The following is a 21,994-nucleotide window of genomic DNA, read 5'->3' on the forward strand; positions in this document are numbered from 1 at the left end:
TTGTTAGCAAAGTAACATATTGTCTAACATTGACGTCTCTATACGTAAACCAACCCTATGAATCGAATTTTACTCCTGCTCTTTTTTTTCTCTACCCTACTAACAAATGCCCAAATTGTTGGTAAAGTGACAGATGCCAAGGGTGAGCCCTTAGCATTTGTAAATATATATTTACAAGAAACATATACCGGTACGACCTCTAACGACGATGGTAACTTTGAATTGAATATTTCGGAAATTGGTGAATACCAAATAGTATTTCAGTATTTAGGATTTAAAACTGTTACTAAGCGTATTACCGTTAACTCACTACCGTATATACTTAATTGTACCATGGAAGAAGAGTCTGTAAGTCTAGATACCGTAGTCATAGATGCTTCTGAAGATCCTGCGTACCGTATTATTCGAGAAACCATAGCACGACGCAAAATTAATCTTGATAAAATTTCAGAATACAAAGCAGATTTCTATTCGCGTGGAGTCTGGCGAGTAGAAGACCTTCCAGAAAAAATCTTCGGACAAGAAGTGGGCGATTTAGATGGGCAACTAGATTCTACTAGAACGGGTATTATTTACCTCTCTGAAACAATTAGCGAAATTGCTTATCAGAAACCAGACGATTTTAGAGAAAATATCATTGCTAGTAAAGTAAGTGGCAACGACAATGGATTCAGCTTTAATAGTGCTAGAGACGCTAACTTTTCGTTCTACGAAAACACAACAGACCTTAATGCAGCAATTGTCTCTCCTATTGCCGCAAGCGCGTTATCTTATTACAACTATAAACTAGACGGTGTTTTTTACGAAGGCACGAAGCTTATAAATAAAATTAAAGTGAGCCCTAAACGGCCTAAAGATAGAGTTTGGGAAGGTTTTATTTACATTGTTGAAGACGACTGGCAGCTCTATGGCGTTGAGTTATCTACAACTGGCCAAGCTATACAGGTTCCTATGGTTACCAAACTTCTATTTAAACAGAACTTTAAATATGACCCAGAGAATGATTTCTGGATTAAACTTTCTCAAACTATAGATTTTGGATTTAGCTTCTTTGGCTTTAATGGAGACGGAAGGTTTATTGCCGTGTATAGCAATTACGATTTTACCCCTAAATTTAGCAGTAAAGAGTTTACCAATGAAGTACTCACTTTTGAAGCTGAAGCCAATAAAAAGGATAGTTTATTCTGGAAAGGCACACGCCCAGTTCCGTTGACAGACGAAGAGCTAAATGACTACATCAAAAAAGATAGTATTCAAGTGCTTCGGAAATCTGAGACTTATCTAGATTCGATAGACCAAAAAAACAATCGTTTTAAAATTCTAGACCCAATAACTGGATATAGCTACGCAAATACGCATGACAAATGGCGCTTGAGCTATAATGGCCCCTTCCCAAAAATAAATTTTAATACCGTACAAGGTTGGAACGGAGGTGCAGGCCTCTCCTATTTCAGCTGGAAAGATGAAAATCAGACAAATTGGTTTGCTGCGAACTTAAATGCAACATACGGTATTGCAGAAGATAGAGTACGCTTTACTGGAAGCGTGGTTAAAAATTTTAACCGCACAAACAGGCTACGCATTGGTCTTTATGGAGGAAGCGCTGTGACGCAGTTTAATGCCGCTCAGCCTATTTCTGAATTAATAAACACAGTTTCTACACTATTTTTTGAACGGAATTACATGAAAGTATATGAACTTAATTATGTTGGAGGAAGCTATAGTCAGGAATTATTTAATGGGCTGCGAATCGCGACTAACTTAAATTATGAAGAACGTGCTCCCCTTTTTAATAATACAGACTACGTTACAATACCAAATGACGATGTTTCTTATACTTCAAACAACCCATTAGCTCCAAACGATTTTACTAATGTCGGTATTCTAGAGCATAGTATTTTTAAAAGTAGTATCACGGCCAACATCACTTTTGGACAAAAGTATATGACCTATCCCGATGGTAAGTATAACCTCGGAAATGATAAATATCCTTCCCTTTCGTTACGTTTTGAAAATGGCTTAGGAAGTTCTATAGACGACTATAATTTTAGTCAGATTAGCGCAAGATTAAGACAACGTATAACAACGGGTAATAAAGGAGAATTTTCATATAACCTAAAGGGAGGAACCTTCTTTAACGGCGACAATATTAGCTTTGTAGATTATCAACATTTTAACGGTAATCAAACTCGCATTGGGACGTCTTCAAGATACACCAATGTGTTTAACTTATTGCCTTACTACGATTTAAGCACCAATAAAAGTTACTTTGAAGGCCATTTAGAACATGACTTTAGAGGATGGATATTGGGGAAAATTCCTGGAATTAACCAGCTAAACTTTAATTTAGTTGCTGGCGCGCATTTTTTAAGTATTGACGGCAAAAAGCCATACTCAGAGGTTTCTTTAGGGATTGACAACTTAGGCTGGGGCAAGTATCGCTTCTTACGCTTAGATTATGTGAAATCGTATTACAATGGTGGTAGCGACGGCGCGTTTATCTTCGGAATCAAGTTCTTAAACTTTCTAGACTAGTTTTTATCCTCTAGTAAAGGTACAAACCGAAATTCGCCAAACTCTTCTTTATCAAATCCGGTAGCCGAAGTTCTTGTAAACACCGTCATAATCTGAACATCATCACCCACAGGTATTACAAGCTTTGCTCCTACCTTTAATTGCGCCAACAATGCTTTTGGAACAAATGGAGCTCCTGCTGTTACAATTATTCCGTCATAGGGTGCCGCTTCTGGGTGCCCTTTATAACCATCACCAAAAATAAGTTTCTTTGGTCTGTAGCCTAATTTAGGGAGAAAGCGTTTAGTTTTTTTAAACAACTCGTTTTGGCGCTCTATAGAGTATACAGTAGCTCCCATCTCTAACAATACAGCCGTTTGGTACCCACTGCCGGTTCCAATTTCTAAAATAGTTGCTCCAGATGTAATATTTAGTAGCTCGGTCTGTCTTGCAACTGTATATGGTTGCGAAATAGTCTGATCTGCAGCAATCGGGAAGGCTTTATCTACATAGGCGTGGTCTAGAAACCCTGAATCCATAAATAAATGTCTAGGAATTGTATTAACCGCCGCAAGTACTTCAGTATTAGTGATGCCCTTTTTCTGAAGCGTTGCCACTAATTTTTTACGCATTCCCTGATGTATAAATGTATCCTTCATTGCCACAAATTACGGAAAGAATGTATGAAATTACAAGACTTCATTTTCATTTTATGAATGCTGGCACAACTTTGGCATTTGGTAAAATAGTAGGTATCTTTCAATCTTATTTATACAACATATGAAATACTTTTTTCTAGCTTTTTTTCTACTCAGTTTTAGCTTTGGGCAATCGCAAAATTTTACGCGTGCAGACTCGCTTAGAGGTAGTATAACCCCAGAACGAGCATGGTGGGATGTTCAATATTATGCGTTAGATGTAAATGTAAACCCAGAAGAAAAGTTTATTGAAGGCACCAATACCATCACCTACACAGTACTGGAAAGCCAGAAAGTGATGCAAATAGATTTACAAGCGCCAATGAAACTTGAAAAAGTAGTACAAGATAACAAGGAGCTAGCTGGTGTTTCTGAAGGTGCTGCACATTTTATTCAACTTAAACAGAAACAGAAAAAAGGAAAGGAATACAAAATCACGCTCTATTTTTCTGGAAAACCGAGAGCAGCTAGAAATGCACCGTGGGATGGTGGTTGGTCATGGAAAACAGACACCAATGGAAAGCATTTTATTGCTACCAGTAATCAAGGTATTGGTGCTAGTATATGGTGGCCCAATAAAGACCATGCCTACGACGAACCAGATAACGGTGCACGCATTGTAGCAACGGTTCCTAAAGGGTTAGTGGCGGTTGCCAATGGCCGTTTAAAACAAACCATGGAAGACCTAGATGCAAACACCTACGTTTGGGAAGTTGTAAATCCAATTAATAATTACGGCATTAACATCAACATTGGAGACTACGTTAACTTTAATGAGAAGTTTGAAGGTCTTAACGGAATGCTCGATATGGATTATTGGGTGCTTCGAGATAATTTAGAAAAGGCGAAATTTCAATTCGAGCAGGCCCCTAAGATGATTCGCGCTTTTGAGTATTGGTTTGGCCCGTATCCATTTTATGAAGACAGCTTTAAATTAGTTGAAGTACCTTATCTAGGTATGGAACACCAAAGTAGTGTTACCTACGGAAATGGTTATAAAAATGGGTATCGCGGGCGTGACTTAAGTGACACGGGCTGGGGCTTGCAATTCGATTTTATTATTGTTCATGAAGGTGGACACGAATGGTTTGCAAACAACATTACTCATATAGATGTGGCAGACATGTGGATTCATGAAGGCTTTACTGCGTATGCCGAAAGTTTATATCTCGACTATCATTTTGGTACCGATGCTGCAGGTGAATATACAATAGGTACCAGACGGATGATTCAAAACGACAAACCGCTAATTGGTGTGTATAATGTACAGAATGAAGGTAGTAGCGACATGTATTATAAAGGCGCTAATATTTTACATACTTTGCGTCAATGGGTTAATGACGATAAAAAGTGGCGTAGCATTTTAAAAGGACTCAATGCAGAGTTTTATCATAAAACAGTGACGTCTAAGCAGGTAGAGAATTATATCGCCCAGAAAGCCAATCTCGATTTAACAGCCTTTTGGCAGCAGTACCTGCGCACTATTCAAATTCCAAAACTTGAATACAAGCTAGACGACGCAACGTTGACGTATCGTTATGTAGAAAGTGTAAACGGATTTAACATGCCAGTTATCATGCTTATAGATGGTAAAGAAGAATGGATTACTCCCACTACAGAATGGCAAAGCAAAACATTTTCGAACATGATTCAAGAAGCAAAATTAAAAACAGACTTCTTTATCAAATCGGTTCAGTTATAATCGCACACACTATTCTTTTGTAATTTTTGTATCTTGATTGCAACTCAAAACCTCACGCATAGATGTATTCTAAACTTACCGTCTTATGGTGCTGTTTCGCCTTTTTTATGACTGCGGAAATTTCCGCGGAAGCGATATCACCACCCCCCTGTACATTAGATTTTATAGTATCAAAAGGGAAGCAAAAAAAGCTGTTTCCGAAAATCATGATAGACCGAAAGGTGTTTTTTGGAATGAAACAAGACAAATTTCTCGCCAAAAACCCGGCAGTGACACCTACAGATTCAGGCTTTGATTTTAGACGAACTTATACTGAAAAAATCCAGACGGGACCTGTAGTAGAAATAATTTATTACTTTACCACAACCGAAAATGCTGTTTTATACGAGTTTATTATAAAGTATCGAGACATGCAATCTGTACAAGCCACAGCTACGCAGCTTCTTGGTATCCCAAACCACAAGAACACAGAATGGCGCATCTCAAATAAAGAAATTAAAGAAGATTTTAATATTGGCGTTTGGACTTTTGGGCATAAAATTGTGTATGCAGCAACACTTGAAGGATGCGAGTGGGAAAAAGGATTTGAATCGTAGGTAGTACAATAAGATACAGAACAGCGCGCCAACATACTCTGAATGAATATTGTTGATACAATTTCAGGCTTCAAAATAGGCCGAAACCAAAAACAACGCAATGTGCATTTATTTCGAGCAACTAATATTTTAGTAATTCTTTCTATTTTTAAGCAATGAGCGAAAAACCTCAATTATATTTTCCGCGAGATGTGGAATGGCGTGAGTGGTTAGATCAAAACCATATGAACTATCCACAAGGGGTGCTTCTTATTTTCTATAAATTAGAGACTAACGTACCTACCATGCGCTGGGAAGAAGCTGTAAAAGTTGCACTGTGCTACGGTTGGATTGATAGTACCGTTAAAAGCTTAGGCGGCGGTAAACGCCACCAATACTTCTGCCCCAGAAACCCTAAAAGTACTTGGAGTAAATTGAACAAAAGCTACATCGAACAATTAGACAAAGAGGCTCTTATACATGAAAGCGGTTGGCGTATGATACATCTCGCAAAAGAATCTGGCACTTGGTCTACTATGGACGATGTTGAAAATTTAGTAATTCCGGCAGATTTGCAATTAGCTTTCAACACAAATAAAATTGCTTATAAAAATTATCAGAATTTTAGTCCTGGATATCGTAAAGGTTATCTAAGTTGGCTACACAGTGGAAAAAGGCAAGCAACAAGAGACAAGCGTATCGCTGAAATAATAGCTTTATGTGAGGCTAACGTAAAATCGAGAATGTAGTTTATTCTTCTAGTAGGGCATCTAATGTTTTATGTACAGCTGTGCTATTCCAATCTGCTGCTCCCTTCTTATTCATCACTATATTCCCTTTTTTGGAAATCACATACGTAGTGGGGAAACTACTTGTAGTTAAAGCTTCAGGAAATTTTGCTTGAGTTGTAAATACTGGAAAAGTATAGCCTTTTTTAGTCATAAAACGTTGAATTGTCTCAGGGTTTTCTAAGGATACAAAATAGAAATCTACCGTATCTTGGTATGTATCGTACAGCAACTGCATGGAAGGCATCTCTGCCACACAGGGCGGACACCATGTTGCCCATACATTAACCACCACTACATTACCTTCAGAAACTTCAAAATTAGTAGCTACACCATTAAGGTCTGTCACCCTCCAATTATAATTTTGGAGTGTGGTTTGTTCCTCTAGTTCAATTTCAGAAGGGCTAAAAGCAATAAGTCTATTAAAAAACACCTTAATTGGCATACCTGTCTGTGGAATAAACAACAGTGCTAAAATCACCAAAATGACTAAGGTCGAACGATTTTTTTTTAAGAAGTTAATCATATTGCAAATATACCATGAAATCTAATTGTTTTTCTGTTTAACACATCAAACGATATAAGGAATGTATGGAATCTAAAACGCGACTCTATGAATTTATAGCCGCCTGCAACAAATTGGCAACGTAGTATAAAAAACAAACTTTTTATCGATTAAATACATATTTATTCGCTGTAATACATTTTTTATTTTATATTTGTAGGAAATCTCCCCGATTAACTTAAATTCATTAATATGAAAACGACACTATTTGTAATGTTAGTTGGGTCTTGCATGTTTGCTCAAGTTGGTATTGGAACAACCTCACCAATTGCTACTTTAGACATTAACGGAACGATTAACATACGTACCATTCCGCACGCTTCAAATCTTGACATCACAAAAGATGTAGTCTTAACAAGTGAAAACGGCTTAGTTAGTAGTATGACGGCATCAGAAATTGTAGATAAAGCAATTCCTACTGCCGTGAAAGGATCATTCTCAGTAGCCACTCCAATAACAATATCTTTACTCTCTGGGTCTGATATTATTCCGTTCGATAGTGAAGATTTTGATACTATGAATGAATTTGACACTACCACACACGAATTTACAGTCCAGCGCGACGGAATTTATGAGATTACGGTGCAAATTGGAATGGACGCTACCATAGGGGCAGCTACTAATTTGGGTGTTCGAATCTTAAAAAACGGCACGGTTGTACACAAGCATAGTCATGCTAATGTTAATGTAATAGGTATTAATGTGACTTCCCCCATTAGAAAGTTAGACACATTACTTTCGTTAAACACCAACGATGTTATAACTTTTGAAATAGAAGGTGATATAGCCTTGGGCTCTATAGATCTCACAGGAGATAGTTTAACAAGCTACTTCACAATTCAACAAATAAAATAAAAGATACTGTTTCTCATAAAAAAAGACCTTAACGAAAATTAAGGTCTTTTTTTTATTTAGTTAATTGATACGATACTACTTGTTTTGTTTTTTAATCAAATTTAAGGCCGAACCTTCTCTGTACCAATCTATTTGCGCTTCGTTATACGTATGATTTGCCACAATGGTATCGGTACTACCATCTGCATGTGTAACTTCTATAGTGAGTGGTTTGTCTGGAGCAAATTCTGAAATATCAACAAAATTAAATGTATCATCCTCCTGAATTTTATCGTAATCTGCTTCGTTCGCAAATGTTAAACCTAACATACCTTGCTTCTTCAAGTTTGTTTCATGAATACGAGCAAAACTCTTTACCAATACTGCAGCAACACCTAAATGTCGCGGCTCCATAGCTGCGTGTTCTCTAGAAGATCCTTCACCGTAATTATGATCTCCAACCACAATACTATAAATACCATTTTTCTTGTATTCACGTTGCGTGTCTGGCACACCTCCATAATCACCATCTAACTGATTTTTTACAAAGTTGGTTTTCATGTTAAATGCGTTTACCGCACCAATAAGGCAGTTGTTTGAAATGTTATCTAAGTGACCTCTATAGCGTAACCACGGTCCTGCCATAGAAATATGATCTGTAGTACATTTTCCGAAGGCTTTAATCAATAATTTCACATTGCTTAAATCTTCATCCTTGATAGGCTCAAACGGTGTTAAAAGCTGTAGACGTTCACTATCTGAAGCAACCTTCACTTCTACCCCACTACCATCTTCCATTGGTGCCACATAGCCATTTTCTTCTACTGCAAATCCTTTAGGTGGTAATTCCCAACCTGTTGGCTCATCAAAACGTACCTCCTCACCATTTTCGTTAATAAGTACGTCGGTCATCGGATTAAAATCTAATCGGCCAGCGAAGGCAATAGCTGCGGTAAGTTCTGGAGATGCCACAAACGCATGCGTGTTGGGGTTTCCATCGGCTCTTTTCGCAAAGTTTCGGTTAAATGAATGTACAATACTGTTTTTAGGCGCATTTTTTGGATCTTCATAACGTGCCCATTGCCCAATACATGGTCCGCAGGCATTTGTAAATATCTTCGCTCCTAAATCTTCAAAAATTCCTAAGATTCCGTCGCGCTCTGCCGTGTAGCGTACTTGTTCAGACCCAGGATTAATACCTAGCTCCGATTTTATTTTAAGTCCTTTATCAATTCCTTGTTGGGCAATAGAAGAAGCGCGCGATAAATCTTCATAAGAAGAGTTTGTACACGAGCCAATTAAGCCCCACTCTACTTGTAAAGGCCACTCGTTCTTAGTCGCCTTTTCTGTCATATCTGTACCTACTTCGGTAGAAAGGTCTGGTGTAAAAGGTCCATTTAATAAAGGCCCTAATTCAGATAAGTTAATTTCAATTACTTGGTCAAAATACTGCTCCGGATTAGCATATACTTCTGGGTCTGCTGTTAAGTATTCTTTTACTTTGTTGGCAGCATCTGCAACATCTGCTCTCTCGGTAGCGCGTAAGTAACGCTCCATAGATTCATCATATCCAAAGGTAGATGTAGTTGCTCCAATTTCTGCTCCCATGTTACAGATAGTTCCTTTCCCTGTACATGACATAGCGGTAGCTCCAGGTCCAAAATACTCAACAATGGCACCTGTACCACCTTTAGCGGTTAATATTTCAGCAACCTTTAATATTACATCTTTAGGTGCTGTCCACCCGCTTAGTTTACCTGTTAAGCGTACTCCAATTAGCTTCGGAAATTTTAGCTCCCATGCCATTCCTGCCATCACATCTACAGCATCTGCCCCACCAACACCAATAGCTACCATTCCTAGTCCACCGGCATTTACCGTATGCGAATCTGTACCTATCATCATTCCTCCAGGAAATGCATAATTCTCTAATACCACTTGGTGGATAATTCCAGCGCCTGGTGCCCAAAAGCCAATTCCGTATTTATTTGAAACCGATTCTAAGAAATTAAATACTTCACTACTAGTTTCATTAGCATGTTTTAAATCTGCCTTGGCCCCTTGCTTTGCCTGGATTAAGTGATCACAATGCACAGTTGTTGGTACTGCAACATTCTTTTTACCAGCTTGCATAAATTGCAGTAATGCCATTTGAGCAGTAGCGTCTTGACAAGCGATACGATCGGGTGCAAAATCTACATAATCTTTACCTCTAGTAAACGCCTTAGTGGGCATACCATCCCAAAGATGATTGTATAGTATTTTTTCTGAAAGTGTAAGAGGTTTTCCAACAACATCACGAGCTTTATCTACACGTTCTGCCATTTGGGCGTACACTTTTTTTATCATATCAATATCGAATGCCATAGTTTTCTGTTTTTTTGGTTTGTGCTATTCTTCTTCTTCCCTAACTAGGTTTTTTAGAATGCATACAAAAGTAAGAAAAAACGATATTATTTAAAAATGCTTAATAAAAAACGAATTTAAGTGCATATAATTCATTAAATGATAAATTTTGATGCGTATAATTGAGTAAAAATCATTTTTTGCTTACAAAAATTGAGAATTTAAAAAGTGATGAAAAGGAAATATGTGGGTTAAAAGTCGCGAAATTTGCTCAAAAGCGACAAAGTTGAATTTACTCACGAGACATTTTAACCAACTTTACAATTGCAAGTATAATTGCTACCAGCTGAAAAACGGATGCAACTATTAGCAAAGTGGCTCCGCTAAAACTACCCCAGCCCCAATGTAGAACTTTAAAAAGTGCGCCCACAATGTAAAACGCAATTCCTAAAAGAAACAAGATGATGGGTACGATGAACTTTTTAAACATTAAAATAAGCTCCTAATAATTTCTTCTATAGAAAGCCCTTCTGCCTCAGCCTTATAGTTTTTAATAAGACGGTGGCGCAATATTCCTATTGCAACTTTTTGTACATCTTCTATATCTGGTGAGAACTTACCATGTAAGGCAGCATTTGCCTTAGCTCCTAAAATTAAATTTTGTGATGCTCTCGGGCCAGCACCCCAGTCTATATAGTTTTTTACAATCTCTGGTGCTCCTTGACTTTTAGGTCTAGTCTTACCTACCAGCGTAACAGCGTATTCAACCACATTATCTGCCACAGGAATTTTCCGAATAAGTTGTTGAAAATCTATGATTTCCTGTGCAGAGAACAACGCATTAACCGATTGTGTTGTGCCACCCGTTGTAGTTTTCACGACTTCAACCTCTTCGGCAAATGTTGGGTAATCTAAATTAATAGCAACCATAAAACGGTCTAACTGCGCTTCTGGGAGTGGGTAGGTTCCTTCTTGCTCTATCGGGTTTTGAGTAGCCAATACGAAATATGGCAAATCTAATTTGTAATGATGTCCTGCCACAGTTACCGCGCGCTCTTGCATTGCTTCTAACAACGCTGCTTGCGTTTTTGGTGGTGTACGGTTAATTTCATCTGCCAAAATAATATTTGCGAAAATTGGGCCCTTAATAAACTTAAACGTTCTGTTTTCGTCTAGAATTTCAGAACCAAGAATATCGCTAGGCATTAAATCTGGCGTAAATTGTATTCTTTTAAATTGAAGTCCGAGTGCTTCTGCGACTGTATTAACAAGTAATGTTTTTGCCAAACCAGGCACACCAATTAGTAGGGCATGTCCTCCAGAAAAGATAGATAGCAATACCTGCTCTACCACTTCATCTTGACCAACAATTACTTTTTTTATCTCTTGCCGTAAGGCATTATATTTTTTAACCAGTTGCTCTACAGCCGCTACGTCTCCCATAGTATTTTGTTAGTTAGAAGTTTTTATCCAGTCGCTTGAAAACTCACATTCTTGGTAGTCTTCATTCACGCTCACATACGTTTCTTTAATTTGTTTGTTTTGCCAAGCTTCTATAGCCCGAATTTTTTTCTCTTTAAGCGCAAGCTCCTTAATACGTTCGTAATCGGTAGCGTATTCTGCGGGGTGCTCTTCGTTACGTCTATTCACCGTATATATTTTGTAGGTAGCCTTTCCTGTACGATCTCGCTCAGTAAATATTTTAGAAACTTCACCAGGTTTAAGGTTGTATACCTTAGCACTTAATTCTGGATCCATTTTGGTAAGATCGAACCAGGTATCGTAGGTTACTGGATTCACCAAAATTCCTCCATTATTTCGTGTTTCTTTTTCTTCCGAATACAATCTAGCTGCTTCAGCAAAAGTTACAACACTGTCTAATATACCAGTACGAACTTTTTCCATTTTCTCCTTTGCGGCATCGATACTAGATTGTGGAACGTCTGGGTAAATTAAGATATGACGAACATCAATTTCCTGACCTCTAATTTTATCAACTTTCAGAATATGGAAACCGAAAATAGTTTCAAAGGGTTCGCTAATTTCACCTTCTAGCAGTGAAAATGCTTGGTCTTTAAATTCTTTCACGTATTGAGAATTACGCTTCACCCCTTCAATTAGGCCACCACGCGTTTTAGAACCATCTTCAGAATACAGTCCAGCTTTGGTAGCAAAACTAATTCCGTTATTTAGAATATCTTCACGCATTTGGTTAAGACGATCTATTGCTTCTTGTTTAGCTTCTTTCGTAATTTGTGGTTCTGCAACAATTTGAGCTACTTCTACCTCAGCACTAAATACCGGACGCTCATCTTCTGGAATGGCAAAGAAAAACTCGCGAATCTCTTCAGGAGTGATTTCGACATTCTCAACAACTTTAGCCTGCATTCTACCCGATAACTTTAGATTTTTTCGAGCGGTAAAAAGTTCACTTCGTAGTTCTGGCAAAGAGTTTTTACGGTAAAATTTCAGTAATTTTTCTTCACTACCAATTTCGGAGGTCATAATTTGTAACAATTGGTCTACCTCCGGATTTATTTCAGAATCTACAACCACAATACTATCTTGTACTGCCTGATGTAGGTATAATTTATCTTCCATAAGTTTACCTAAAAGTTGGCAACGAGTAATATCTTCAATAGATATTCCTTGCTGCTGAAATTCTAGATATCCCTTATCTATATCGCTATCTAAAACTACATAGTCGCCTACAACGGCAGCAACACCTTCTGCTTTATACCTTTTAAAAGGCGGCTTAACTGTATCTTTTTGTACCGTTGGAGTTTCTACATTCTCTACTACAAGACTCTCTTGTGCTTGAACAAGAGTCATCGTAAAAACAGCCAGCAGTGCCAACATATTATTCCTCTTCATATATTTCAAAATTGTTATTTTTAAGTGCATCTGTTGTTATATCTTTTTCTAACTTTTTAATAAGTTCTAACTTTCGCTTATTAAGTATTACCTGTTTAATAATAGGCTCTACGTGAGACAAGGGCGCGATATCATTGGGGTTAAGCCTGTCTTCAATTTTCACCAAATATACTCCTATTGAATCTTGTATACGGAGAAAATTAGATTTTTTTAACTTTTGGTTTTCAACCGTTTGCAATGCCGGTATGGCTTCGAATAAATTCTTACGCTTTACCCAAGTAGAATCGTTAAAATTGTGATTTTTATATTGAATACTTTCTGTAGCTAAATTCTCCCTGTCGTCTTCAGAAAATGACGCTAACCTAGCAGCTGTCTTATCTAGGTTTGCAAACCCTTCATTTACCTCAATGTAGCGTACTTTAAACAAGACATCATTAAGTTTAAAGTTTTCTTTATTTTCATCGTAATACGTCTGTAGCTCTAATAGAGACACAGTGCTGTCTAGCGTTCTATTTACAATGGTATTTTTATAAGCTTCTGTATATAAATCTTGTTTATAGTCGTTAATGAGTTTATTATAAGCTTCTTGTTTGTTTTCTGAAATGTTAATAATTGCCTGATCCATAAGCAATTGTTGCGTTGCCCAGCGATTGATATAATTATTTACAATGATAGTACTATCTTCTGCCGATGTTTTTTCTGAAATGAGCGCAGCTATGTCTTCCTTATACAAGTAGCTATTGTTTACTCTAGCCACCGGAATTTGCGTTTCTGTAGTTTTAAAGTAGTCGCAACTAACAAACAGAAGTACTACTCCACATATGGAAATAATCTTACTCATTAATTATTTAATTCCTTCTTAAGTTTATTAAGGATCTCCTTATTTACGTCTATCTTGTATTTACTGCGAAGTTCTGTCATTAATTCCTCCTCTAATTTTTGTTGGTATTGTGTCATTACTCTACCACGCACGTCATCAAATTCTTTTGTTGTTTCAGGAATTACTTCTAAGACCTTTACAATAGTATAACGACTTTCTTCCTGAAACGTTTCAGAAACTCCCATTTTCATCTTAAAATTCTTTGGAAGTTCTTTTGCTCCTTCTTCAAATTTACCTTCACTAATAATAACATTAATCGCTTCATCGGTATTTAGCGCACTTTTAATGGCGTCTCCAGATTTTCCTTTCCCCAATAGCTGTTTTGCTTTTTTAGCGTAGCTCTTTTCATTGGTATTTACAATTACAGCATCAACACGCTTTCCCCATTTGTACTGGTCCTTATTCGCTTCGTAAAACTGTTGTGCTCCAATGGTATCCTTTTTTGCTTTGTTCCAAACATTAGTTTGCATTAAATCGAAAATTAGTAAGCCATCTCGATACTCAGTTATAACGCCCGCATACTCCGGATCTTCATCTTCTAATCTATCTTTGTAATATTGCTTTATCGTTTCTGTCTCAAACTGATTGTACCAATACACAATGGCATCGCCTAGACTTCCAAAATTACGCTTGGTTTTTCTTTGCATGTTACCAATGTACTTGGCAAACTGAGCTCTGTACACTTGTCTATCGCCTATGGTAAATAATAACGTATTATCTGTCTCTGGTATTGGAACGTATTTCCATCTTCTTTTAAGCACGTCATCATTTAAGTAGGTTTTAAAGTACTCTAAGAAAGGAGCTCCTCTTTCAAAACCATACTTTTTCATGATATCGTTGGTTACTTCGGCCGTTACTATTTTAGCACGCGCACCATTTTGTACACGCTTCTCCATCGTTTCTTTTTCTTCTTCAAACGAAGAAATAGTATGAATTTTATCTAGTCGCACTATGTGCCAACCTACCATGCTCTTAAAAGGCTTGGTTACTTCTCCTACCTTTTCTATACCAAATGCTATAGAGTCAAACTTTTTAGCCTTAATCTCTCCTTTTCCGAAGGGACGTAACATACCTCCATTGGTAGATGAACCTGTATCTTCAGAATATTGTTTTGCAAGATCTTCAAACGTTTGACCTTGCTGTAGTAATTGATAAATATTGTTTATACGCTCCTCAGGATCGAACGTACGTGCGTCGTCTGCTCTATCTGAAATCATAATGTGAGAGATTGTTCTCTGTGGAGCACGTTCTCTCCTATCGTGTACTTTTATGATATGGTACCCAAAACGAGTACGTACAATTTCTGAAACACTTCCTACCGGTGTATTATACGCTACAGTTTCAAACGGATAGACTAAAGAAAATACCGAAAAGTAATTTAAATTCCCTCCTGTTTTATCTGCATTAGGTTCTTCTGAGGTTTCTTTTGCCAGCGCTTCAAAATTTTCGCCATTTAGCGCTCGATCTCTAATCTTACTAGCCTTTTGGTAAGCTTTTAAAGTATCAGCCGGACTGTCTGCATAAGAACTTTTAATTAAAATATGTGATGCTTTAATTTCTTCCTTTCCACGCTCGTATGCCTCTTTTGCAAGATCTGTTGTTGCATTATCTTCATATATATAATAACGTGATAATTGCTCTTGGTACTTTTCAAACTCTTTAATATAGCCCGGTTTTTTGTCTAACTCTTGTGCGTAGGCTTCTTGAACTTTTAACTTATAATCTATAAACAAATCTAGATATCCTTCAACGGTTTTCTGACGTTCATCTTGAACCAACTCAAGGTTTTTTTGGTACACCCTTTTAAACTCAGATGCGTAGACTGGGTTTCCATCTAATGTAAGCAGCACATCACTCTTTTCTTGTGCTGTTGCCGCCATAGTTGTAATAAACAACATAATGATGAAGGTAATTGATCTATTCATAGTGATTCGAGGTTTTTCTGAAATGTCTGCAAAAATAACAAAATATAGCTGTTTGAGGAGCCATTTGAGAACCATTTTTTCTGCGGAAATAGCCTACTATTCCAGCATTCTTAAAATTATTAAATATGTATCTTGTACCTACAAATTGTATACCATGAAGTACACCACAGAAATTATTATTAATAAACCACGTGCTGAAGTAATCGAAAAATTAGATAATCCTGAAAACATGAAGCATTGGCAACGCGGATTTACAGGCTACAACCAATTAAATGGAACTTCAGGCGAAGCGGGTTCTCAAATGGAAATGCATTACAAAACAGGAAAAAGAGAAATGACACTAACTGAAACAATTGTAAAAAACAACTTCCCTGCAGAGTTTCATGCTACCTATGACGCTAAGGGAGTTCATAACATACAAAAGAATTTCTTTGAAGCTATTGATGAAAATACAACGAAATGGCGAAGTGAATGTGAATTTCAATTTCAAGGATTTGGAATGAAACTCATGGGTTTTCTAATGCCCGGAGCCTTCAAGAAACAGTCTAAGAAATATTTAGACGATTTTAAAAATTTTGTCGAAAATGGAACTTCAGTAGCAAATTAACAGCATGAAAAGGATTAAACTCATTTGGGATTTTAGAGGCCCAAACGCCAAGCCAATTGCCGAACATCACGCAATACATCTTCAAGAATTTGCGATTTCCGAAGCACTTCAACATACCATTTGTAAAACGGAAGAAATTTCAGAAATGCATCATATTGCATATCTAGTGGTAGAAGAAAAACACATGAATGATCTTAGAGAACGGCTAAAACCCAACCGCGGACAACACTACATTGAAAATTAAGTCTTATCGCGAATAATTAGGCGCTTCTTTTGTAATCGTTACATCATGCGGGTGACTTTCATGAATACCAGAAGCTGTAATTTTCACAAACTTTCCAGTTTCTTTGAGAGTATCAATGTCTTTGCTTCCGCAGTACCCCATACCAGCTCTTAAACCTCCAATAAATTGCGTCATACTTTCTAGCAACTCACCTTTATATGGCACACGACCAACAATACCTTCAGGGACTAATTTTTTAATATCATCTTCTACATCTTGAAAGTAGCGGTCTTTAGAACCTTTTTTCATGGCCTCAACAGATCCCATACCACGATAGCTTTTAAACTTTCGTCCTTCGTAAATAATTGTTTCACCTGGAGACTCTTTGGTTCCCGCAAGTAACGAACCTAGCATTACACAGTCTGCTCCTGCTGCAATGGCTTTAGGTATATCGCCTGTGTATCTAATTCCGCCATCTGCAATTACTGGAACACCTGTACCTTTAATGGCTGCTGCCACCTCTAGTACTGCCGAAAATTGTGGAAATCCTACACCAGCAACTACTCGAGTGGTACAAATAGACCCTGGGCCAATACCTACTTTAACGGCATCTGCTCCTGCATCTACTAAGTATTGAGCGGCCTCGGGTGTGGCAATATTACCAACCACAACATCAAGCTCAGGAAATTTTTTCTTTACTTCTTTTAATACAGATACCACACCTTTGGTATGGCCGTGAGCTGTATCAATAATTACTGCATCTACTTGTGCATGTACCAATGCTTCTGCTCGCTCTACAGCATCTGCGGTAACACCAAGCGCGGCAGCCACACGTAATCTACCGTAATTATCTTTATTAGCTATAGGTTTTTGAGTAAGTTTTGTTATGTCTCTAAAAGTAATTAGGCCTAATAGCGTACCATCGTCTTCTACTACTGGTAATTTTTCAATTTTGTTTTGCTGAAGAATTATCTCTGCTTCCTTTAGTGAAGTTCCCTCTGCTACTGTAACTAGATTTTCTGAAGTCATAATATCGCTAAGCTTGCGATCGTAGTTTTTCTCAAATCTAAGGTCTCGATTGGTTACAATACCTATTAGTTTACCAGCATCATCTACTATTGGTATTCCGCCAATACTGTATTCGCGCATTGTTTTTTGCGCATCACCAACATTGTTATCTCTTTTAAGCGTAACAGGGTCTTGAATCATTCCACTTTCAGCACGCTTTACTTTACGAACCTCGGCAGCCTGTTGCTTTATCGTCATATTTTTATGCAATACCCCAATACCTCCTTCTCGAGCGATTGCAATTGCCATTGCACTCTCTGTTACCGTATCCATGGCGGCAGAAACAATTGGAACATTAAGTGTAATGTTTCGAGAAAATTTGGTTTTAATAGAAACTTCCCTTGGTAATATTTCGGAAAAGGCAGGTACTAATAGTACGTCATCGTATGTTAAACCTTCGCCTAAAATTTTGTTTTCGTGTGCAGTCATCGCAATTAAATTAACTTCCGAAGTACCGGAAAGGGTTACTGTTTAATTGCATGCAAAGATAGTGCTTAAATATGACAAAATAACTTCTTTCTCATAAGATTGCCAATTACAGCAAATTAGCACAAAAAATTATTGTAACGCACTCACAATAATTAAACAAAAAACAGCCATTTTCTTCCTTGCTTTTTTGTGCGTAATTTTTAATTAAAAATACAATCTGTCAAGAGGTCATTTTTTTTCGATGAAGTCGTAATTTAGAATTGAATCCTTAAATACCTATTTATCAATATTTTACATCATTTTTTATTTAGAATAGGTCTTAATTAATGGTTTCTGAAGTGTTTATCGTTATTTAGAATAAATAAAAATAACTAATTTTGTGCTCTCAAAACAATGGAATAGATGCGCATAGTTTTATTAAATATTTTTCTCTTCACAACCACGGTTATTTTTGCCCAAGTAACACAGAAAAGTGACTCTATTCTACCTGAAAAATTGGAAGAAGTGATTGTGACAGGACAAATTAATCCGCAGTCCGTTTCAAAATCTGTCGTAGAAATAAAAGTAATTTCTAGAAAAGATATAGAGCGTCAAGCAGGAAATACACTTGCTGACGTGTTGAACACCACGCTCAACCTTACTATTACGCCTAATACCTCTACTGGTAAAAGTGGTGTTAGTCTTTTTGGGTTAGATAGTCAATACTTTAAGGTGTTAATAGATAATATTCCCATAATTAACGAAGAAGGGGTTGGAAACAATACCGATTTAACGCTCATTAATCTAGATGATATTGAACGGATTGAAATTGTGGAAGGTGCTATGGGTGTACAATATGGTTCTAATGCCGTTTCAGGAATCATTAATATTATTACAAAAAAGTCCTCACGCAATGATTGGGATATCACTGCGTACGTTCAAGAAGAAACCGTAGGCAGTGAGTACGAATGGTTTGACAAAGGCCGTCATATCCAGTCATTGAAGGTGGGGCACAATTTCTCGGAAAATTTCTATGCAAATGCGGTATATACCCGAAACGACTTTGCTGGATTTTTTAACGATCGCCAAGGAGAAAATTACGATGTAAATGATGGGTTACGTGGTCATGAATGGTTGCCCAAACTACAGCAGAATACAAAAGCGCTTCTTGCCTACAAAAAAGAAAACTTCAACCTTTTTTATCGTTTCGATTATTTGAACGAGCGCATCGAGCGTTATAATGAAACGGTAGACCTTAATGAAAATGCGGCTACTGCCACGACTAATCCTTCGGCATTAGACGAAATTTACACCAATAATCGTTTGTATCATCATGTAAATGGTACAGGAACTATCTTCAAGAAAATAGCGTATAATGTCTCCGTTTCTTATCAAGAACAAACAAAAGACTTAGAGCGCTACACCTACCGAATTAGAAGTGGGCAACAAGAAAATATTGAAGAAGGCGAATACCAAAGTCGTAGTGCCTTTTTCTCACGAGGAACTTTCAGCAATATTATAAACACCTCCAAAGTAAATTTACAATTAGGCTATGAGCTTACCAATGAAAAGGGCTCGGGATCGTCGCTGGCAATAGTTATTGGACCAGAAAGTAATGAAGTAACTCAAAAATTAAATAACTACGACTTTTTTGCTGCGTCTGAACTGCAACTTACCAGTCGTTTCTCGCTTAGACCCGGTTTTAGGGCCTCTTTTAGCAATTTGTTTGAGGCACAATATATAGGTTCTTTAAGCGCCAAACAGACCTTAGGTGACAGCTGGGAGCTTCGGGCGATATTAGGATCTGCTAACCGTACACCAAATTATAATGAGCTGTACACGTTTTTTGTAGATGTTAACCACAACGTGCAAGGTAATCCAGCATTAAAACCAGAAAAAGGATACTCTGCCTTTCTACATATAAAGAAGAGAAGCACATTAGCGAATAGCGCTATACGCTTAAAAAATAAGTTAAGTTTTAACTATTTAGGGTTACAAGACAGAATTGAATTGATCGTCGTAAATCAAAGCCCGTTAGCTTTTCAATACAATAACATCGATAGATTTAGAGCGGTTGGAGTGTTTTCTGAAAATGAAATTTTCTACAAGAATTTTAAAGGTCAGTTAGGTGCTTCAGTACAGGGAGTTTCAAAAGTATTAGATAGTAATACGCAAAGTAATGATGACTTTCTTTTTAACCTTCAGCTTAATTCAAATCTAGCATATACCGCACCAAAGTGGAATACAACATTTTCGGTGTTCTTTAAGCATATTGGCAAGCAACAGCAATTTGTTGAAAAAACAAATGCCGAGGGCAATCAAGAATTTGTACAAGGAGAAACGGAAGCCTACAGTTGGATAGATGCTACGATTAACAAATCATTTTTTGACGGTGCTTTTATTACCACAGTGGGGGCGAGAAACCTTTTTGATGTAACTCAAGTAAATACAACAGCTTTTGAAGGTGGTGCACACAACGGCCCACCAACACAAATTTCATTGGGTTACGGACGCTCCTACTTTTTAAAATTAACCTATAACCTATCATTATAGTCATGAAAATATTGAAAAAATATAGCACTATTATTCTATTTATAGCAATTGCCACGTTAGTTAGCTCATGTAGTGAAGACGATAGTTCTGCGCTAACAAGTGACCCGTTTGTTGTAGCTTTTCAAAATTTGTCTGCTAACTTAGGCGAGATTGAAGCAAGTCAAAAGATTAATTTGGTATACTCAGAAACTACTACCCAACCAGGTAGTGTTACACTTTCATTAGCCCCTACTAATGCGGTATATGGTGAAGATTTTACCACCAATCCGCCTGCTGAAGGAAATACCCTCACACTTCCGCTCGCGCAAAACGAAAACGGCACTAGTTTTAGTTTTATAAAACTTACTGAAGTATTTGACGAAACAGTTGAAATTAATTTTAGCATAACTTCTATAGACTATCCTAACGCTCAAGTACAGGGAAACACTTCCTTTTTGTTGAATAGTTCAGCATCACTGGGTCGCGGATTTATTCCTACCGTAGGCGGTCCCAACCAACCCAACCAGGTGTACATAGATTTAAGTACTGAAGAACAAACAGCTATTAAAAGAGATGCGTGGGATTTAGGATTTTATGGAGGTTTAGATTTCCGTGTAGGGATTAATGGTTCAATTTATATGGCTGCTGCTGCTTTAGAAACTTCAGATATCGATGCTGTAACAGAAGCCAGCGTTGCAGAGCTTCAAAGTCAAGTTGCGGTAGGTACATTCGATCCTGCCAATGAAATTTACATCGATAACCCAAATGGTGATATAAAGAAAACTGCCATCGCATCAATTAGTGAGACAGACAGTGAAAATCAAGTCTATTTAATTAATCTTGGCTATTCTGTTGGAACTGAGAGTCCTGCCCCTGGGGCTGTTGCTGTTGCTGGCGAAGCAAGAGGATGGAAGAAAATTCGCGTCTTACGTCAAGCTGATGGATATCTGTTGCAGTATGCTAACCTGAACGATACAACACATCAAGAAGTTTTTATTCCAAAAAATGCGGCTTACAATTTTACCTTCTTCAGTTTTGACACAAACACTACAGTAGCTGTAGAGCCAGCGTTTGAAAATTGGGATATCAACTTTACCGTTTTCACGAATGTCTTAGATGGAGCAGGGTCTTATGGCTTTAGCGATGGGGTGTTACATAATCGCAAAGGCGGCGTTACTGTTTACTCGGTAGACACAGCGAATATCGCCTACGACGATTTCCAAATGAGTGACGTAATCAGCTCAAATTTTAATGAAGACCAACGAACAATTGGAAGCTCTTGGAGAGATGTAATTAATGACGACAAAACCCTAATAGACAATATCTTTTACATTATAAAAGGTACCAATGGAACAATCTATAAACTAAAATTTACCGCCTTACTTAGTGACAGTGGAGAGCGCGGTTTTCCAGAATTCAAATACAACTTATTACAATAAAAACAAACTATACAAA

Annotated in this window: 17 protein-coding genes; 9 read left to right on the top strand and 8 right to left on the bottom strand. The window is 37.4% G+C overall.

Annotation, left to right across the window (positions count from 1 at the left end; genetic code table 11):
* The first annotated feature begins 57 nt into the window (after positions 1-57).
* Positions 58-2,535: a DUF5686 and carboxypeptidase regulatory-like domain-containing protein gene (locus G5B37_RS04770; protein ID WP_164678927.1), complete on the top strand. Its 2,478-nt coding sequence runs from the start codon at positions 58-60 to the stop codon at positions 2,533-2,535.
* Here the strand turns inward: G5B37_RS04770 and G5B37_RS04775 are convergent.
* Complete coding sequence (locus G5B37_RS04775) at positions 2,532-3,173, bottom strand: protein-L-isoaspartate(D-aspartate) O-methyltransferase (RefSeq protein WP_164678928.1); 642 nt, start codon at positions 3,171-3,173, stop codon at positions 2,532-2,534. The genes G5B37_RS04770 and G5B37_RS04775 overlap by 4 nt on opposite strands.
* 121 nt (positions 3,174-3,294) lie before the next feature.
* Between G5B37_RS04775 and G5B37_RS04780 the strand changes: the two genes are divergently transcribed.
* The 3 genes from G5B37_RS04780 (at position 3,295) to G5B37_RS04790 (ending at position 6,238) form a co-directional block, all read left to right on the top strand.
* A complete protein-coding gene (locus G5B37_RS04780) occupies positions 3,295-4,914 on the top strand; it encodes a M1 family metallopeptidase (RefSeq protein WP_164678929.1) in 1,620 nt (539 codons plus the stop codon).
* 206 nt (positions 4,915-5,120) lie between these two features.
* Complete coding sequence (locus G5B37_RS04785; RefSeq protein ID WP_164678930.1) at positions 5,121-5,510, top strand: hypothetical protein; 390 nt, start codon at positions 5,121-5,123, stop codon at positions 5,508-5,510.
* A gap of 155 nt (positions 5,511-5,665) precedes the next feature.
* Positions 5,666-6,238 (top strand): YdeI/OmpD-associated family protein, encoded by a 573-nt coding sequence (locus G5B37_RS04790; protein ID WP_164678931.1) that lies wholly within the window; start codon positions 5,666-5,668, stop codon positions 6,236-6,238.
* A gap of 1 nt (position 6,239) precedes the next feature.
* Here the strand turns inward: G5B37_RS04790 and G5B37_RS04795 are convergent, their stop codons facing one another.
* Positions 6,240-6,803: a TlpA family protein disulfide reductase gene (locus G5B37_RS04795; protein ID WP_164678932.1), complete on the bottom strand. Its 564-nt coding sequence runs from the start codon at positions 6,801-6,803 to the stop codon at positions 6,240-6,242.
* Between the two features lie 231 nt (positions 6,804-7,034).
* Here G5B37_RS04795 and G5B37_RS04800 point away from each other — a divergent pair, with 231 nt between their 5' ends.
* On the top strand, positions 7,035-7,697 hold the full coding sequence (locus G5B37_RS04800; protein ID WP_164678933.1) for a C1q-like domain-containing protein: 663 nt from the start codon (positions 7,035-7,037) through the stop codon (positions 7,695-7,697).
* 75 nt (positions 7,698-7,772) lie between these two features.
* Here the strand turns inward: G5B37_RS04800 and G5B37_RS04805 are convergent, their stop codons facing one another.
* From G5B37_RS04805 to G5B37_RS04825, 5 genes are all read right to left on the bottom strand, one after another.
* A complete protein-coding gene (locus G5B37_RS04805; protein ID WP_164678934.1) occupies positions 7,773-10,043 on the bottom strand; it encodes an aconitate hydratase in 2,271 nt (756 codons plus the stop codon).
* Positions 10,044-10,511: 468 nt separating this feature from the next.
* Complete coding sequence (locus G5B37_RS04810) at positions 10,512-11,465, bottom strand: AAA family ATPase (protein ID WP_164678935.1); 954 nt, start codon at positions 11,463-11,465, stop codon at positions 10,512-10,514.
* Between the two features lie 9 nt (positions 11,466-11,474).
* Positions 11,475-12,896 carry a peptidylprolyl isomerase gene (locus tag G5B37_RS04815; RefSeq protein ID WP_263649845.1) on the bottom strand — a complete coding sequence of 474 codons (1,422 nt, stop codon included), beginning with the start codon at positions 12,894-12,896 and terminating at the stop codon, positions 11,475-11,477.
* Positions 12,883-13,737 carry a peptidyl-prolyl cis-trans isomerase gene (locus tag G5B37_RS04820; RefSeq protein WP_164678937.1) on the bottom strand — a complete coding sequence of 285 codons (855 nt, stop codon included), beginning with the start codon at positions 13,735-13,737 and terminating at the stop codon, positions 12,883-12,885. Before G5B37_RS04820 ends, G5B37_RS04815 begins: the two co-directional genes overlap by 14 nt.
* A complete protein-coding gene (locus G5B37_RS04825) occupies positions 13,737-15,701 on the bottom strand; it encodes a peptidylprolyl isomerase (protein ID WP_164678938.1) in 1,965 nt (654 codons plus the stop codon). Before G5B37_RS04825 ends, G5B37_RS04820 begins: the two co-directional genes overlap by 1 nt.
* 154 nt (positions 15,702-15,855) lie before the next feature.
* On the opposite strand from G5B37_RS04825, the gene G5B37_RS04830 reads away from it, so the two are divergent.
* Positions 15,856-16,308 carry an SRPBCC family protein gene (locus tag G5B37_RS04830; RefSeq protein ID WP_164678939.1) on the top strand — a complete coding sequence of 151 codons (453 nt, stop codon included), beginning with the start codon at positions 15,856-15,858 and terminating at the stop codon, positions 16,306-16,308.
* Between the two features lie 4 nt (positions 16,309-16,312).
* Complete coding sequence (locus G5B37_RS04835; RefSeq protein WP_164678940.1) at positions 16,313-16,552, top strand: hypothetical protein; 240 nt, start codon at positions 16,313-16,315, stop codon at positions 16,550-16,552.
* 3 nt (positions 16,553-16,555) lie between these two features.
* On the opposite strand, the gene guaB is transcribed toward G5B37_RS04835, so the two are convergent.
* On the bottom strand, positions 16,556-18,028 hold the full coding sequence (gene guaB, locus G5B37_RS04840; RefSeq protein WP_164678941.1) for an IMP dehydrogenase: 1,473 nt from the start codon (positions 18,026-18,028) through the stop codon (positions 16,556-16,558).
* A 402-nt stretch (positions 18,029-18,430) separates the two neighbouring features.
* Here guaB and G5B37_RS04845 point away from each other — a divergent pair, with 402 nt between their 5' ends.
* On the top strand, positions 18,431-20,560 hold the full coding sequence (locus G5B37_RS04845; protein ID WP_164678942.1) for a TonB-dependent receptor plug domain-containing protein: 2,130 nt from the start codon (positions 18,431-18,433) through the stop codon (positions 20,558-20,560).
* A 2-nt stretch (positions 20,561-20,562) separates the two neighbouring features.
* Entirely contained in the window at positions 20,563-21,978 is a 1,416-nt protein-coding gene (locus G5B37_RS04850; RefSeq protein ID WP_164678943.1) for an HmuY family protein, read from the top strand.
* Positions 21,979-21,994 lie beyond the last annotated feature (16 nt).

The sequence above is a fragment of the Rasiella rasia genome (assembly GCF_011044175.1).
GTDB classification, from domain to species: domain Bacteria; phylum Bacteroidota; class Bacteroidia; order Flavobacteriales; family Flavobacteriaceae; genus Marinirhabdus; species Marinirhabdus rasia.